At 39.9% G+C, this 15,000-nt stretch carries 19 protein-coding genes; 10 read left to right on the top strand and 9 right to left on the bottom strand.

Translation table 11 applies throughout. From position 1 onward, the window contains the following. The first annotated feature begins 1 nt into the window (after position 1). From AN393_RS08545 to AN393_RS08520, 6 genes are read left to right on the top strand one after another with little or no spacing between them, the layout of a single operon-like run. On the top strand, positions 2-628 hold the full coding sequence (locus tag AN393_RS08545) for a molybdenum cofactor guanylyltransferase (protein WP_055017832.1): 627 nt from the start codon (positions 2-4) through the stop codon (positions 626-628). Continuing rightward, positions 625-1,164: a molybdenum cofactor biosynthesis protein B gene (gene moaB, locus AN393_RS08540; protein WP_004587753.1), complete on the top strand. Its 540-nt coding sequence runs from the start codon at positions 625-627 to the stop codon at positions 1,162-1,164. The genes AN393_RS08545 and moaB overlap by 4 nt, the downstream gene beginning before the upstream one ends. A 1-nt stretch (position 1,165) precedes the next feature. Further along, on the top strand, positions 1,166-1,636 hold the full coding sequence (moaC, locus tag AN393_RS08535; protein ID WP_055017831.1) for a cyclic pyranopterin monophosphate synthase MoaC: 471 nt from the start codon (positions 1,166-1,168) through the stop codon (positions 1,634-1,636). Then, entirely contained in the window at positions 1,614-1,913 is a 300-nt protein-coding gene (locus AN393_RS08530) for a MoaD/ThiS family protein (protein ID WP_055017830.1), read from the top strand. Before moaC ends, AN393_RS08530 begins: the two co-directional genes overlap by 23 nt. Beyond that, on the top strand, positions 1,913-2,392 hold the full coding sequence (gene moaE, locus AN393_RS08525; RefSeq protein ID WP_055015032.1) for a molybdopterin synthase catalytic subunit MoaE: 480 nt from the start codon (positions 1,913-1,915) through the stop codon (positions 2,390-2,392). The genes AN393_RS08530 and moaE overlap by 1 nt, the downstream gene beginning before the upstream one ends. Beyond that, entirely contained in the window at positions 2,393-3,037 is a 645-nt protein-coding gene (locus AN393_RS08520; RefSeq protein ID WP_055017829.1) for an MOSC domain-containing protein, read from the top strand. 66 nt (positions 3,038-3,103) lie between these two features. Here the strand turns inward: AN393_RS08520 and AN393_RS08515 are convergent, their stop codons facing one another. Both AN393_RS08515 and metG read right to left on the bottom strand, forming a co-directional pair. Next, entirely contained in the window at positions 3,104-3,748 is a 645-nt protein-coding gene (locus AN393_RS08515) for a bifunctional 4-hydroxy-2-oxoglutarate aldolase/2-dehydro-3-deoxy-phosphogluconate aldolase (protein ID WP_055017828.1), read from the bottom strand. A 102-nt stretch (positions 3,749-3,850) separates the two neighbouring features. After that, positions 3,851-5,872, bottom strand: a complete 2,022-nt coding sequence (metG, locus tag AN393_RS08510) for a methionine--tRNA ligase (protein WP_055017827.1) — start codon at positions 5,870-5,872, stop codon at positions 3,851-3,853. Positions 5,873-6,059: 187 nt separating this feature from the next. Between metG and apbC the strand changes: the two genes are divergently transcribed. After that, on the top strand, positions 6,060-7,136 hold the full coding sequence (gene apbC, locus AN393_RS08505; RefSeq protein WP_055015028.1) for an iron-sulfur cluster carrier protein ApbC: 1,077 nt from the start codon (positions 6,060-6,062) through the stop codon (positions 7,134-7,136). A 2-nt stretch (positions 7,137-7,138) separates the two neighbouring features. Further along, positions 7,139-7,726: a dCTP deaminase gene (gene dcd, locus AN393_RS08500; protein WP_055015027.1), complete on the top strand. Its 588-nt coding sequence runs from the start codon at positions 7,139-7,141 to the stop codon at positions 7,724-7,726. 81 nt (positions 7,727-7,807) lie between these two features. Here dcd and AN393_RS08495 read toward each other — a convergent pair whose 3' ends face one another. The 3 genes from AN393_RS08495 to AN393_RS08485 all read right to left on the bottom strand — a co-directional run bounded on the left by AN393_RS08495 (position 7,808) and on the right by AN393_RS08485 (position 9,959). Beyond that, positions 7,808-8,467 carry a type IV pili methyl-accepting chemotaxis transducer N-terminal domain-containing protein gene (locus AN393_RS08495; RefSeq protein WP_055015026.1) on the bottom strand — a complete coding sequence of 220 codons (660 nt, stop codon included), beginning with the start codon at positions 8,465-8,467 and terminating at the stop codon, positions 7,808-7,810. 96 nt (positions 8,468-8,563) lie between these two features. Further along, the gene (locus AN393_RS08490; protein ID WP_055015025.1) at positions 8,564-9,346 is read right to left on the bottom strand and encodes a CLCA_X family protein; all 783 of its coding nucleotides are present in this window, start codon (positions 9,344-9,346) and stop codon (positions 8,564-8,566) included. Between the two features lie 16 nt (positions 9,347-9,362). Then, complete coding sequence (locus tag AN393_RS08485) at positions 9,363-9,959, bottom strand: tRNA-uridine aminocarboxypropyltransferase (protein WP_055015024.1); 597 nt, start codon at positions 9,957-9,959, stop codon at positions 9,363-9,365. A 137-nt stretch (positions 9,960-10,096) separates the two neighbouring features. On the opposite strand from AN393_RS08485, the gene AN393_RS08480 reads away from it, so the two are divergent. Next, positions 10,097-10,441, top strand: coding sequence for an Hpt domain-containing protein (locus tag AN393_RS08480; RefSeq protein ID WP_055015023.1), 345 nt, complete (start codon positions 10,097-10,099; stop codon positions 10,439-10,441). Positions 10,442-10,681: 240 nt separating this feature from the next. Next, positions 10,682-11,899: a pyridoxal phosphate-dependent aminotransferase gene (locus AN393_RS08475; protein WP_055015022.1), complete on the top strand. Its 1,218-nt coding sequence runs from the start codon at positions 10,682-10,684 to the stop codon at positions 11,897-11,899. 84 nt (positions 11,900-11,983) lie between these two features. Here AN393_RS08475 and AN393_RS08470 read toward each other — a convergent pair whose 3' ends face one another. The 4 genes from AN393_RS08470 to AN393_RS08455 are packed head-to-tail and all read right to left on the bottom strand — an operon-like array spanning position 11,984 to position 14,935. After that, complete coding sequence (locus AN393_RS08470; RefSeq protein ID WP_055017826.1) at positions 11,984-12,451, bottom strand: glycine zipper 2TM domain-containing protein; 468 nt, start codon at positions 12,449-12,451, stop codon at positions 11,984-11,986. A 56-nt stretch (positions 12,452-12,507) separates the two neighbouring features. After that, a complete protein-coding gene (gene lpoB / locus AN393_RS08465; protein ID WP_055015020.1) occupies positions 12,508-13,125 on the bottom strand; it encodes a penicillin-binding protein activator LpoB in 618 nt (205 codons plus the stop codon). Between the two features lie 11 nt (positions 13,126-13,136). Beyond that, entirely contained in the window at positions 13,137-13,562 is a 426-nt protein-coding gene (locus tag AN393_RS08460) for a YcfL family protein (RefSeq protein ID WP_055015019.1), read from the bottom strand. A gap of 8 nt (positions 13,563-13,570) precedes the next feature. Next, positions 13,571-14,935 (bottom strand): COG3014 family protein, encoded by a 1,365-nt coding sequence (locus AN393_RS08455; RefSeq protein ID WP_055017825.1) that lies wholly within the window; start codon positions 14,933-14,935, stop codon positions 13,571-13,573. Between the last annotated feature and the right edge of the window lie 65 nt (positions 14,936-15,000).

Below are 15,000 nucleotides of genomic sequence, written 5' to 3'. Positions count from 1 at the left end.
AATGAGCAATAAAGCCGTGTTTACGGGCGTTGTACTCGCTGGTGGGCAATCATCAAGAATGGGCAGCGATAAAGCCAATCTAATTTTAAAAAATAAAACCTTACTGCAAAATGCATGTGAATTATTAAAAGCTGCAGGAGCAAGTAATGTACTTATAAGTCGTAATGTAAAAAGTGCTACTGCGCAATACATACCCGACATTTACCCAGGTTCAGGCCCGCTTGGCGGGATTTATTCAACCTTAATGGCAACAGAGCAAGATATACTTATAACCGCTGTTGATATGCCATTACTTACTTGCACGTTGTTATCGCAAATTGCATCAGCAGCAAGCGATAATTCCCACTTTCAAACAAATCAACCACAAATACATGCGTGGCACTTTGAAAATGAACCGTTACCCCTGTATATTCGTAACACCCAAAGCGTTAAACGTCATTTAAAACAATTACTCATAAACGTAAATAGTCATAAATCAATTAAACAGTTTACCCGTAGTATTGGTGTGCAAACGTTAAAATGTAATAAAGCGCATGCACTTGTTAATACCAATACACCGGCGCAATTTAAAGCTGTTAACGAGCAATTTGACCAACACAAACCTAATTTACTGAGAAGAACCCTATGAGCCATACCACAGAGTCACAAATCGCACTAAACATTGCCGTAATGACAGTAAGCGATACACGCGATGAAATTACGGATACTTCAGGCCATTATTTAATTAAAGCCCTTACTGAAGCAGGCCATCACTTAGCGGATAAAGACATAGTTAAAGATGATGTTTACCAAATGCGAGCAGTTGCATCGCAGTGGATTGCCGATGACACCATTCACGCTATTTTAGTAACCGGTGGTACGGGCTTTACTGAGCGCGACTCAACACCAGAGGCATTTGCACCGCTGTTCGATAAAAGCGTAGATGGATTTGGCGAGCTATTTAGACATATTTCGTACGGCGAAATTGGTAACTCAACTATTCAATCGCGTGCGTTGGCGGGCCTTGCCAATAACACTGTTATTTTTTGTATGCCTGGCTCTACGGGCGCATGTAAAACAGCCTGGACAGGTATTATAAAAGATCAGTTAGACTCAATGCACAAGCCATGTAACTTTGCCCCGCATATTACTATTGGTAAAAAATGCGAATCGCGAGAGCAATAATATGCTGAGCCACGTAGATGAAAACGGCCAAGCAAACATGGTTGATGTATCGCTAAAAGAGGTCACCCTGCGCGATGCATCCGCCGAGGCCTACATTAAAATGAGCAAACAGGCTTTTGAGCAAGTGTTGCTTAATCAAAATAAAAAAGGTGACGTGCTAGGCGTTGCCCGTATTGCAGGTATTCAGGGCGCTAAAAAGTGCGCCGATTTAATTCCGCTTTGTCATCCGCTGGCACTGAGTAAAGTAGCCGTTGATTTTGAGCTTGATGAAGCACATAGCCAAATTAAAGTCACCAGCTACTGTAAATTAGCAGGTAAAACGGGCGTTGAAATGGAAGCGCTCACCGCTGTATCTGTGGCGACCCTTACACTATTTGATATGTGTAAAGCCGCCGATCCGCTTATGGAAATACACGGTATGCGTGTCACGCAAAAAGCAGGAGGTAAGCATGGCGGCTGGCAGCGAGACTAATTTCAATGATACTGATGCAGCTGCAGGGCAGGTAAATGTACTATTTTTTGGCCAACTTAAAGAGCGCCTAAAGTGCGATAAGCTAACCGTTGAGATAGCGCACCCCCTTAGCGTTGCAGCGTTTAAACATATGCTGGTTGAGCAAAATCCACATTGGCAGGCATGGCTTGAAGAGCGTGATGTATTGTGTGCGCTTAATCAAACTATGTCATCAAGCGATGAGCTTGTAAAAGCAGGGGATGAACTTGCTTTTTTCCCACCCGTTACAGGTGGCTAATGAGTATAAGCATTAAAGTACAAACCCACGATTTTTCAGTCGGTGAGCAACACAATGCACTTTGTAGTAATAACAAAAGCGATGGTGCAGTAGTCACGTTTACAGGGCTTGTGCGAGAATTTAGCAGCGGCGATAACGTAATCGCCCTTGAGCTTGAGCACTACCCAGGTATGACTGAGCAACTACTGCAATCAATAGCCGAGCAAGCACAAACACGCTGGCAACTTGCCCGCATAAGCATTATTCATCGAGTCGGTTATTTAGCCCTTGGCGAGCAGATTGTATTTGTTGGCGTAACCTCCCGCCACCGCCAAGCTGCGTTTGAAGGCGCACAATTTATTATGGATTACTTAAAAAACCACGCTACGTTTTGGAAAAAAGAGCATTTTAAAGATTCATCAAACTGGGTTGAGTTTAAACAAAGCGACAAACAAGCACTGGATAAATGGCAAAGTATCGAACAGGATGCAATTGAGTAAATGCAGATAATCTCTACCAATATCTCTAAAATAAAAACGGTTGTTCATAACGGCAAAGAAGTTAAAACCGGTATTTTTAAAACGCCAACCAGTGCGCCTGTTGTTATTGAAAAGCTAAATATAATAGGTGATGAACAAGCAGATTTAGTTAATCACGGTGGGGTGGATAAAGCGGTTTATGCGTTTTCACATAATCATTATGCTTACTGGAAACGCACCCTAAAAAATGATGATTTAGCAGTCGGTGCCTTTGGCGAAAACTTTACAATTTCAGATCTTGATGAGCAAAACATTCATATAGGCGATCGTATTCGTGTAGGTACTGCACTGCTTGAGGTAAGCCAGCCGCGTGTGCCTTGCTTTAAATTGGCTATTGCACTTAATAATAAACAAAGCCTAAAACTGTTTACGCAGTATTATCACACGGGTGTTTATTTTAGAGTACTTGAGCAGGGGGTGGCTAAAACGGGTGATACAGTTACTATTGAATATAAAGCTTCGCATAATATTTCGGTTAAAACGTTGTTTCAGGCGTTCTTTGATAAACAATACCCAGATTATGAAAACGTATTATTAGCGGCACTTGAATTACCCGAACTTGCACTCGAGTGGCAAACTAAAATCAAAAAGAAATTAGGTATTTAAAAGAGCGTTATTAAAGCTGGATTACCCTTAATAAAAGCTCACTTTTAGCCAGTATTATTTAGTTTGTTAAGCAAGCGCTGATATGTATTTGCACACCAATTGGCTTAATGTGTCGTATTGATGGTTGTTGTTTATCGGCTTACTAAAATCACTACTTACTGCCACTGCGCTTGCCCCCGCTTCAAACCAATCTGTTAGGTTGTCTAAGTTAATGCCGCCTACGGGCATTAATGGCACATCAGAAAAAGGCCCCGTTAGCGCTTTAAAGTAATTAACCCCCATACTACCTGCAGGAAAAACCTTAATAATATCGGCGCCATAGTCTATAGCATTGGCGACATCGGTAGGGGTGAGTGCCCCCATTAACACAGGTAAACCATGGCGGTGGGCAAGCTCTACAACGGCTTGATTAGTATTGGGTGTAACTAAAAATTGCGCACCAGCATCAATCGCTTGTTGCGCAAGGGCGGTGTTAATTATTGTGCCAGCGCCAATCAGGGTATTTTTATAAGCAGCACGTGCTTTTGTTATTTCTTGCTCAAAGCCTGGTGTATTTGAGGTGATTTCTAGTGCGTTAATGCCTGCATTAACTAAGCAATTAATTAAGGGGGCTACATCGCTTTGTTGCTTTAAGCGAATAATAGCCACCAATTTATCTTGCCTTATTTTCTTGCTTATTTTTATTCTGTGGGCATTTAAAATTTGGCTCATAATTTTAATTCACTTTATTTTATTAAGAGACTTATCTATCAGCGTTTTTTTTAACTATAAAAAAAACCGCTGAAATATCAGCGGTTTTTTATAAGTAATAAATTACATTACACGCATACCAGGCTCAGAGCCATCATCTGGGTTAAGAATGTAAATTTCTTTACCGCCAGGGCCTGCAGCTAATACCATACCCTCTGACATACCAAAGCGCATTTTACGTGGTTTAAGGTTTGCAACCATTACAGTAAGTTTGCCCTCAATGTCTTCTGGTGCGTAGGCCGATTTAATCCCCGCAAACACTTGGCGAGTTTCGCCGCCTAAATCAAGTGTAAGTTTAAGTAGCTTGTCAGCACCTTCAACGTGTTCTGCTTTGGCAATTTTGGCTACGCGTAAGTCTACTTTTGCAAAGTCATCAAATTCAATTTCATCCGCAATTGGCTCTTTTGCAAGTGGGCTATTAGGGTCAATTGTTACTTTTGATTCTAAGCTTTCTTTTGATTCTTCTACCATTTTGTTCACTTTGTCCATTTCTACACGTTGCATTAACGGCTTAAACTTATTAATAGGGTGGTTTACTAGTGCATTTTGAACACCATCCCACGCTAAGTCATCGTTTAAAAAGGCTTCTACGTTTGCAGCCATACCTGGTAATACAGGTTTTAAATAGGTAATTAAAACACGGAACAAGTTAAGGCCAAGCGAGCACACTTCGTGCGCTTCTTGTTGTTTTGCTTCATCTTTAATAAGTACCCAAGGTGCTGCGGCATCAATAAATTGGTTTGCTTTGTCGGCAAGGGCCATAATTTCACGAATAGCGCGGCTGTATTCACGGTTTTCATAATGAGCAGTAATGCTTGGAGCAGCAGCTTGAAATTCTTCAAGTAGCTCTGGCTGCATGATTGTACTGCTTAATTTACCGTCGAACTTTTTAGTAATAAAGCCCGCACAACGGCTTGCTATGTTAACTACTTTACCTACTAGGTCTGAATTTACACGTTGTGCAAAGTCTTCTAGGTTTAAATCAAGGTCAATAATGCCGCTGTTTAATTTAGCTGCGTAGTAATAACGTAAATATTCTGGGTCTAAGTTATCAAGGTAAGTACGCGCTTTAATAAACGTACCCTTAGATTTAGACATTTTTTCGCCATTTACGGTTACAAAACCATGAGCAAATACATTGGTTGGTTTTCTAAAGTTAGCGCCTTCTAGCATGGCTGGCCAAAATAAGCTGTGGAAGTAAATAATGTCTTTACCAATAAAGTGGTACAGCTCAGCATCAGAACCCTCAGCCCAAAATGCATCAAAGTCGAGGCCTTTTTCGTCACACAAGTTTTTAAAGCTGGCCATGTAGCCAATAGGCGCATCTAACCACACGTAAAAATATTTACCAGGTGCGTTTGGAATTTCAAAACCAAAGTAAGGTGCATCGCGGCTGATATCCCACTGTTGCAGGCCATCGGTAAACCACTCATCTAGTTTGTTAGCCATTTCTTGCTGAATAGTACCTGAGTGTAACCACTCTTTTAACATGCCTTCAAATGCTGGCAGGTCAAAAAAGTAGTGCTCTGAATCTTTTAAAATAGGTTCAGCACCTGACATTACCGAGCGCGGGTTTATTAATTCGGTAGGACTATAAGTTGCGCCACACGAGTCACAGCTATCGCCATTTTGGTTTTCAGACTTACACGTAGGGCAAGTGCCTGTTACAAAGCGATCGGGCAAAAATATGCCTTTCTCAGGGTCGAATAACTGTGAAATGGTGTGCTTTTTAATATGACCAGCATCGTTTAGACGGTTATAAATAAGCTCACTCAATTCTTTATTTTCTGAGCTGTGGGTGCTGTGGTAGTTATCAAACTTAATGTTAAAGTCGGCAAAGTCGCGTTGGCGTTCAATGCTTACATTTTTAACCATTTCTTCAGGCGTGATCCCTTGCTTTTGCGCATTAAGCATAATTGGCGTGCCGTGAGCATCGTCGGCGCAAACATAATACGCTTCATGGCCTTGTAGTTTTTGAAAACGTGACCAAATATCAGTTTGAATATATTCCAATAAATGGCCTAAGTGGGTAGGGCCATTTGCATAAGGTAATGCGCTGGTAATGAGGATCTTTCGCTGCGTCATAATCATTCCGAATTGAGGATAAATCACCCTTTTTACTACAAAAAAGGCGATTATCATTAATTTATCAATAAGCTTAGGACTAATAGGTCGCTTAGCTTATGGATTTTTGTTAATTGACTGGTGTTAATGCCCTGAATGTTACATAATTCTGTGGCACTTTTCATCAAAGAAACGCTATTTAATTGCTATGTTTGGACTGTCGAAACTATTCTCCTCTAAATCGGTTCAAAAACAACCGATTATTACCGCTTTAGCGGCGTATCGTAGCGCGGCGTTTGCCGTGGGTATTGATGAAAGCTTTATTGATAGCATTTCACAAAATGACGATAAATCAATACGTATAAAACTGATACTGCCTTTTGCAGCGCAATCAGAAATGCCACTTGTTGAGCAGCATGTAAGTGAAAGTATAAAAACACCAGTAACCATAGACTCTTCGGTTATCATAAATGAACCTGCAAAATTTAAAGCCATTAAACATATTGTGCTGGTTGCCTCGGGTAAAGGCGGTGTGGGTAAATCAACTACCGCGGTAAATTTAGCGGGTGCGCTTAAAAATGAAGGCGCTAAAGTAGGGATTTTAGATGCCGATATTTATGGACCATCTATTCCTATGTTATTGGGGCTTGTAGGCGCAGAGCCACAAACTAAAGATAACAAACTATTACAGCCGTTTAACGCTAATGGGATCAAAGCCCAGTCAATCGGCTTTTTAGTGCCAAGTGATGACGCAACAGTGTGGCGAGGCCCCATGGCATCTGGAGCGCTTAACCAATTGTTAAACGAAACAGATTGGGGTGAACTTGATTATCTGATTGTTGATATGCCGCCAGGTACCGGTGATATACAGCTAACTATGAGCCAAAAAGTACCAGCCAGTGGTACGGTTATTGTGACTACGCCACAAGATTTAGCTTTAGCCGATGCGCAAAAGGGCATTGCTATGTTTAATAAAGTAAACGTACCTGTGCTTGGTTTAATTGAAAATATGAGCCATTACATTTGTACTCATTGTGGTGAAGCAAACCATGTGTTTGGTAAAGATGGCGCAGAAAAACTGGCCCATAAACACGGCGTACCGGTGTTAAGCCATATTCCACTTGCTATAGATATTCGTGAATATTCAGAACAGGGTAAACTTATTGCCAGCGATACTAGCGCAGCTATTAGCGACACATACAGTGCTGCGGCAAGACTGATTGCCAGCACGCTTTTTTATCAGCAACACCAAAGCAGTGTTGAAATTGTGATTACAGAAGATTAAAAATGAGACTTTCAGACACACATATAAAAGAATACCTAAATGACGGCCGTATTGTTATTGAGCCTGCGCCAACGAGCGAGATGATTTCGGGCGTAACAGCAGACTTGCGCCTAGGGAATAAATTTAGAACTTTTAACGCACACAATGCAGCGTACGTAGATTTAAGTGGCCCTAAAGATCAGCTTAATAAAGCTATGGAATCAATAATGAGTGAAGAGATTGAGCTTGCTGATGGGGAAGCTTTCTTTTTACACCCAGGCGAGCTTGCGCTGGCCATTACCCATGAAAAAGTAACATTACCTGCTGATATAGTCGGTTGGTTAGATGGGCGTTCATCGCTTGCCCGCTTAGGTTTAATGGTGCATGTAACAGCACACAGAATCGACCCAGGTTGGAGTGGCAATATTGTTTTAGAATTTTATAACTCAGGTAAGTTACCACTAGCGCTGCGCCCAATGATGAAAATTGGTGCAATGAGTTTTGAAATGCTTTCAGGCCCGTGCGAAAAGCCATACAACATCCGTAAAGATGCAAAATATAAAGATCAAAGCAGTGCAGTAGCAAGCCGCATTAGTGATGATAACTTATAACAATATAAAGTTTTTAAGCGTTTAAATGGCCGTGTTGTTAGCTAGTTTAAACGCTTAATTACTTAACTGAGCGAACTAATATTAAATCTGTTTTTTATTTCTGGCTTTATAAACGAGTAAAAGCTCTACTACAATAGATAGTAAAATTACAATAATTACAATACCTTGAATAGTATGTAGTTTTTTAATTCGATCAACACTTTCTTTTTCGTACTGTATAACCACCGCATTAAATGCTTTTAAAAGCGGCTCTTTTGCTAAAGAAAAAAAGCTTTCTTGAGCTGTATCTAAATTAAGTGTTTGTGTTTTTATTTTCAGTACCTCTTCAACTCTATCTGAAAACATCCTTAATTTTTTATCAACATTAATTGGCTCTTTAAAATACATTGCTAATAGCTCGTCTGATAGTGGGCTTTCGTTACCTAATACTTGCGCCCCGTAGTGCTCACTCAATAAGTACTTATGATTATTTTTTAAAGAGTTTAAAGCATTAATGGCCAGTAATTTTGAATCCTGCGAGCCATACATTAAATACTCTAATGTAAACATGCTTACCCGTTGTGAGAGCATTCTTTGTTGGCCACTTACATTAACTATTTTCCCCGTATCGGATTGCGCTTCAATGACTTCTTCAAGCATAAAGTGTATACAAATAGATAAAATCGCTATAACAGTTAAAGGAACAATATAAACAAAAGAGATAGCACTGCGCTTTTTATATGTAGGATCAGTATTTACCATTTAAATGCTACTTATTTAAACTATTTATTCTTTAGGATAGGATAGTTTAAATATAAGATTTTTCACGTAAATAAAATTTACAAGGTAGCTTGTGACTTATTGAAATTGATGAAGTGCATAACCTAGTAGTTCAAAATAATGGTTAAGCGCTTTATTTGCTTTATTAACATGTTCAGCACTTGGATATATTAAATTACTGCTTTTTAAGCCACTGACTAAAAAGCTATTTTGAATAGTGCTGTGGGCATCTATGCAGGCTTCAAAGCAGCGTGCTGCTAACTCCTCAGGCATGCTCATGTAGTTCATGTTATGCGCTTGGTCGTGTTTAATGCATGTTTGTACAAATTCATTTGCATCTTCTCCATGACAATCTAAAAATACTTCTTTGTAAAAATCGTTTAGCGCTTTATTTAGAGGGTGAGCTAAGTTAGGTGTATTTGAAAGCCATAATTTTGATGCAAATCCAAAGCGAGGTTTAGCTGCAAATAAATGCTCGCTTATATGGTGGTCAAATGCATGAAACCACTCGTGAGCAAGTGCGCCACCGCCCGCGTTTTTAGCAAGCGCAAGGGTTTGTGAGGCTGCGTTATAATGCGCTTGCACACCTTTTTGTCCACCGTGCCCAAAGGCAAAATTTAGTTTGCCGCGCAGGCCAATGGCTTTGGGCGGTAAATGCAGTATTTGAGCAAGGTCGGCGAGGGCATCGTAAATTAAGTTTGCACTAATAAAACGCTCTTCTTTGGTTACCCATTTACCGATCACCATAGACCTAAAACCAAAGGTGTCTCTAATATCGCTAAAGTCGACTTGGTCGTCAAAGCGGTAATCGGGGCCTTGGCGAGTAAAGCCTCGTTTTAGTCTGTTTGGGTAACTACGCATTATAATTTAAGTGTGGTTAATTTAAGTATCGGGCTTTTACGTGTTCAGGCATGTGTTGGGTTTGTTTTTTTATTAATTCGTCTAATAAATTATAAAGTGGAGCAGGGTCTAGCTGCTCTAATAAAGACAAACTATGTGCAACGGCCTCAAGTGTAGAGAGACTATCAGCTCTGGGGGCTTTTCGAATAGCATAACGGTTTTTCGGCAACTGCTTAAAGCTCACGGTTTTGAACTTACTTAGCAATGGGGTGAGCTGTAAAATTTTATAGGCTTTTTTCCATGTGCCGTCTATCACAATTAAATGAGTGATATTGTTTATCTCAGCGCTGCGAGCTTTCTCATCTAAATTTATAGCCTGCTCATTAGGGTAAAGTAAAACTGTAGATTCTAAAGGTAGGCTTTTTAGTATTGCAAAATCGTTATTATTTTCACCTTTGACTATTTCGCAACCAGTAAGGCTTAAATTAACTAATTTTGCAGTGTTTTTAGCTATTTTTTCTTCGCTTGGGTGTTGTAGAATAATAACTCTAACTTTGTTATTTATACGTGAAACAGCCTTGCATATACAGGTTGAGGGCGTGAACTGACAGCGTTCACAAATTTTGCGACTCATTACTTAAACTTTTTATAGTGAGAGTATTCTGATAATTATACATTTATAAAGCAATAAAGTTGGATTTTTTTACGCATAGATATACAGTAATACTATTAATTATAAAATGACACGGAATGTTAAAAAGGGCTTAAAATATGACAGAAATACAAATAGATGACGCTGCCTTGCAAAGTATGCAGTCGTTACTGGGCGAGCAGTTTAAAGATACACTTGAATTTTGCTGTAGTGAGTTCGAGCGCCTTGCAAATGAAGTAATAGCGACTATTGGTAACGATAAAGAAGCGGCTATACGTCACGCCCATAGTTTAAAATCGAATGCAGCTCAGTTTGGTGCGACGAGTTTATCTGAGGTGGCCCGAGAAGTTGAGCTTAATTTAAATCAAGATAATGTAGAAAAAGCAGTTAACGCATCTACTGATTTGTTAGCTCAAGTAAGTGGTTCACAAGCGCAGTTAAGAGCTTGGCTAGAGGCTAACTAGCATTATTTGCCAACGTGAATTTATTTCAGTACTAAGCAACTAATTACGCTAGCATTTTACGCCTTTACTAGGGTAGTCTTAGAACCGTTTAGTGCGTGTTTGGCCTCTCGATAATAAATTAAAGATCGCATAGCCTAAGGAGCATCCTTGGGCTGATACCACAATTTTAACGATTATACCCCTCGCATTACTAAGTTTAATTTTTATACTATAAAGCCAGTTCGCCGCAAAGAGGTAAAAATGTCAGATATTAAAAAGAGTCACAAATTAGAAGGTGTATGCTATGACATTCGTGGGCCGGTTTTAGCGCAAGCCAAAAAAATGGAGGACGAGGGTCAGAAAGTACTAAAACTTAATATTGGTAACCCTGCTGCATTTGGTTTTGATATGCCAGAGGACATGCACCGCGATATTATTCGTAATTTGTACTCGGCTCAGGGCTATTGCGACTCTAAAGGTTTATACTCAGCTCGTGTAGCGGTTTATCAGCATTATCAGCAACGGGGTTTACATAACCTTGATGTTGATAATATTTATATTGGTAATGGGGTGAGTGAACTTATTCAAATGATCACCCAAGCGCTATTAAATAACGATGACGAAGTGCTTATTCCAGCACCTGATTACCCGCTGTGGACTGCGTCAGTTAAATTAGCGGGCGGCAACCCTGTTCATTACTTGTGCGATGAAGAACAAGATTGGTTTCCTGATATTGCAGATATAAAAAGCAAAATTACGTCAAAAACCAAAGCACTTGTGCTAATTAATCCCAATAATCCTACTGGCGCGGTTTATAGTGACGATTTATTAAAAGAGTTAATTAATGTAGCACGCGAGCATAAGCTGTTATTGCTTAGCGATGAAATCTACGAAAAGATTTTATATGATGGCATTACCCATACCTCTATTGGTGCACTGTGTGATGACGTACCTATCATTACCTTTAATGGGTTAGCTAAAACTTATCGTGCGGCAGGTATACGCATGGGGTGGATGGTACTAAGTGGGCGCACCTCAGCAATGGAAGATCTAAGTAAAGGGCTAGATATTTTATCGTCTATGCGCTTGTGTGCCAATGTGCCAGCTCAATATGCAATTCAACAAGCATTGGGTGGCGTACAATCAATAGACAGCTTAATAGACCCAGGCGGGCGATTGTATGTTCAACGTGATATTGCTTGGCGTGGGCTTAATGCGATTGAAGGTATAAGTTGTAAAAAGCCAAAAGGGGCGCTTTACGCGTTTGCCAAAGTAGACACAGCGCATTTTAATGTCACTGATGATGAAAAAATGATGTTTGATTTACTCAAAGCAGAAAAAATATTACTCGTACATGGGCGAGCATTTAACTGGCCTGAGCCTGATCACTTTAGATTGGTGTTTTTACCTAATAAGGATGATTTGTCTAGTGCCATGCTTAAAATGCAGCGCTTTTTTAAAGACTATCGCCAAGTTTAGTTAATTCAAACTAACGCGTTGTAAAATAAAAAACGAGCTTAAATAGCTCGTTTTTTATTAAAGTGAAAATGCTGGTACGGTTTGTTAGTAAGCGCGGTCTACTCTTACAGTATTATCACTTAAATAAACAAGGCGTACGTTATCACCTTTACTAAAGCGCATTGACTGATCTTGGTCTTGTACCACCATGTATTGGTCGCCGTTTTCTACTTGAATCAGTAATTCGACTAGGTGCGTTTGTTTATAATAACTGTTTTGCTGATTATTATGGGCAACACTACCACCAATTACAGAACCCAAAATAGTGGCGACCGTTCGCCCGCTTCCACCACCAAACTGATTACCTACAACACCGCCAAGTAGGGCACCGCCAAAGGTTTTCCAACCACTGTTCTTATCTTGGACGAGTTCTTGCTCAGTTATTTTGCGAACAGATTTTACATCACCAAATAACACTTGCTGCACGGGCACGGCTTTGTTTCGCTCATAGTTTGCAAAACTGGGTGCACTGAGTGTGAGCAATGCACACATTGCTATGGTTAAGGCTTTCATAGATGTCTCCTGTTGGTGCTACGCAAAGGCAATATTTAGCCTTTGCGTGGGGGTTATTACCAACCAAATGTCGATTTTTCTTTCGTTTTACGAATTTCAGTTTCGTCTGCCCACTCTACTAGGCCACTTTCCATATCCATTAAGCGCATTGTAAATTTGTAATACACATCAGATTTATCGGCATTTGACTTAACAATGCTCGAAAGGTTGCCATATAGCATGTATTGCGCACCAATTTGTTTTCCAAAGGCTACAGCTGTGGCTGGGTTTACGAGCGCATCTTCATTTTGAAAGTTAAGCTGCTCACGTACTGATTCAACGCGGGTCATGTCAACAAAACGAAATTTACCGCTGCGTAATAACTGCGTTGAGATTGAGTCGGTGATAGATTCGGTATCTATGTGTTCGCTAGTTTTATTTTTAATGCGCTCAACAAACACCACTGGGCGTTTATTTTGTGTCATTGTGCCAACAACGGGCGAGCTAAGCAGTGAGTCGGTCATTTGGCTGGCTACTTTTTGCAAATCGGTAGAGCCAAAGTTTATATCGGTGGTTTCTACAGCTTGTGCATCACCGTAACTGACTACGGCTTTATTAGCACAACCGCTTAAAATGAGTGCGCTAAGGCCAATAGCAGCATAACTTGATAACGTTTTAAATTGCGTAGTGATCATCTTTATAACCCTTATTCTTTAAATTCTTGTGCGTCGGTCGACACTTCTCTTACAGCAAGCGAAAATGTAACCGCATCCGGTGTAGGCGCTAAGCCGGCTAATTGTGTTTTAGAAAAACCAAACAGTGTTAAGGCTTGCCAAGGTGAGTGGTTTCCTTTAATTACAAAACCATCTTTGTCGTACCAATTAAACTGATACTGTAAATATTGCGATTTTTTATATTGGCTGCTTAGTGTTACTACCACGTCGGTTAACTGGTTTGTTTGGCGTGTTTTCACATCGGTAATGGCAAGCTTTTCACCTAGAGCAGGATTATCAACATGTAACTGTTCGTTAAATGTATTTTTGCTTTGCTCAACCGAAATACCTGATGTATCAGGTTGGCTTGCACATGCCCCAAGCATTAATGCGGCCACTAATGGCAAAGTATATTTCATGATGACTCCTAAAGTTGAACCACATGGTAGTTAAAGTAGTTATTAATAGAGGTTAGGTAAATTAAGGTTAACCCTTGCTTACTAACGGTAAAATTAATAGGCGCATGGTTGCCTATTAAAAGTGAATGCGACCCTGCATTTAAACTGCTTCGTGCCACGCTTATTTGATTAGGTAAAGTAAGCCAGCTGCGTGTATCGGCCTGCTCAGACGCCAAATTGTAAATATTAGCAATAATATTGCCTACATCGCCTGTGCTACGCGCAAGCTCTGCGCGCACTTTTTCTTTGGCTACCAAACGCAATACTTGCCTAGATACACGAGCCGGTATTTGCTGCTCTAATGTTTTAGCTGCTAATGCTTCTATATGCACTAATGGGTCAAGTTCTAAATTTTGCGAATTTATATTTACGCTATTAATATTAGGTACAAACGCATTATCTTTATAAACTGGCATGGCTAAACTGTAAAAACGCGCATCGCCACCTGAGGTGTAAATAGGTAAGCGTAGTTTAAATTCATCTTGTTTAGGCACTAAGCCTTGTTCAACCAATATAACCACTTCACCGTGTGCAGAGGGGAAGGGTTGTAATGGACTAAAGCGGCGTTCAAACTCTTCTAAATCTTGGCTAAAACCTTGTTTTTTTGCTAATCGCATTACATCTTGCTGTAAGTAGTGATTATCAGGTTGAATCTCTAATGCTTTTTTATAGTCGATGTAAGCGTCATCATATTGTTTATCACGTTGGTACAACAGTGCAGATAAATAAAACGTAAAAGCATTTTGAAAACCATTTTTTATATCGCGTGTCACATTACTCATACTTGGGTAATGCTGTTGTGCTTGCTCTATTGTGTCGTTTATTTGTGTTTGATTATCAGCAAGTGCATCTACTTGTACTTTGTTAGCGCGGCGTATCTCAACCAAGGCGCTTTCTAAATCATTGTTGTATACATAATTAAGCGCTTTGTAGCTATGTAGCATGCTCATTTCATATGCCGGTGGTACATAAGTAATGGCAGAATCGTTAGTAAATAAAGCATTACTTTGTTCAAGCCCAGCACTTAGTTGAATTTTGGCAGCTTCTCGTTTTGTTTGTACCTGGGTGTATACATTTTCAAATTGTTGTTGTGAAACACTTTGCTCGTTAGCAAGGTCTTTCAAACGGGCTTGCTCTAATTGGTTCAGTAAATAGCTACTGTGTAATTTACTGTTATTTGCAATAAGTGATTTGGCCTGTTCAATATTGTTATTTTGAATTGCGTTTCTTACGGGCGTCATTTGGCTTGCATAGTCGTTAAATAAATCATTAAAGCCTATGGTGCTGCATCCACTTAATATAAAACAAACACTTAAAATTATACTTTGGCGCACTGAGCACTCCTATATAGTTAGGTTTTAAAGATTAACATACTCTGGTTTTAGATTTGTGTGAAATA

This window comes from Pseudoalteromonas sp. P1-25 (genome assembly GCF_001401805.1).
Lineage (GTDB): Bacteria > Pseudomonadota > Gammaproteobacteria > Enterobacterales > Alteromonadaceae > Pseudoalteromonas.
The sequence above is the reverse complement of the archived record's forward strand: the minus strand, read 5'-3'. Positions and strand labels throughout refer to the sequence as shown.

Coding starts and splice junctions, on each gene's coding strand:
- apbC (WP_055015028.1), top strand. CDS start 6,060: ATGTTTGGACTGTCGAAACTATTCTCCTCTAAATCGGTTCAAAAACAA.
- AN393_RS08495 (WP_055015026.1), bottom strand. CDS start 8,467: ATGGTAAATACTGATCCTACATATAAAAAGCGCAGTGCTATCTCTTTT.
- AN393_RS08515 (WP_055017828.1), bottom strand. CDS start 3,748: ATGAGCCAAATTTTAAATGCCCACAGAATAAAAATAAGCAAGAAAATA.
- dcd (WP_055015027.1), top strand. CDS start 7,139: ATGAGACTTTCAGACACACATATAAAAGAATACCTAAATGACGGCCGT.
- AN393_RS08470 (WP_055017826.1), bottom strand. CDS start 12,451: ATGAAAGCCTTAACCATAGCAATGTGTGCATTGCTCACACTCAGTGCA.
- metG (WP_055017827.1), bottom strand. CDS start 5,872: ATGACGCAGCGAAAGATCCTCATTACCAGCGCATTACCTTATGCAAAT.
- moaE (WP_055015032.1), top strand. CDS start 1,913: ATGAGTATAAGCATTAAAGTACAAACCCACGATTTTTCAGTCGGTGAG.
- AN393_RS08490 (WP_055015025.1), bottom strand. CDS start 9,346: ATGCGTAGTTACCCAAACAGACTAAAACGAGGCTTTACTCGCCAAGGC.
- moaB (WP_004587753.1), top strand. CDS start 625: ATGAGCCATACCACAGAGTCACAAATCGCACTAAACATTGCCGTAATG.
- AN393_RS08530 (WP_055017830.1), top strand. CDS start 1,614: ATGGCGGCTGGCAGCGAGACTAATTTCAATGATACTGATGCAGCTGCA.
- AN393_RS08480 (WP_055015023.1), top strand. CDS start 10,097: ATGACAGAAATACAAATAGATGACGCTGCCTTGCAAAGTATGCAGTCG.
- AN393_RS08485 (WP_055015024.1), bottom strand. CDS start 9,959: ATGAGTCGCAAAATTTGTGAACGCTGTCAGTTCACGCCCTCAACCTGT.
- lpoB (WP_055015020.1), bottom strand. CDS start 13,125: ATGATCACTACGCAATTTAAAACGTTATCAAGTTATGCTGCTATTGGC.
- AN393_RS08460 (WP_055015019.1), bottom strand. CDS start 13,562: ATGAAATATACTTTGCCATTAGTGGCCGCATTAATGCTTGGGGCATGT.
- AN393_RS08520 (WP_055017829.1), top strand. CDS start 2,393: ATGCAGATAATCTCTACCAATATCTCTAAAATAAAAACGGTTGTTCAT.
- moaC (WP_055017831.1), top strand. CDS start 1,166: ATGCTGAGCCACGTAGATGAAAACGGCCAAGCAAACATGGTTGATGTA.
- AN393_RS08545 (WP_055017832.1), top strand. CDS start 2: ATGAGCAATAAAGCCGTGTTTACGGGCGTTGTACTCGCTGGTGGGCAA.
- AN393_RS08475 (WP_055015022.1), top strand. CDS start 10,682: ATGTCAGATATTAAAAAGAGTCACAAATTAGAAGGTGTATGCTATGAC.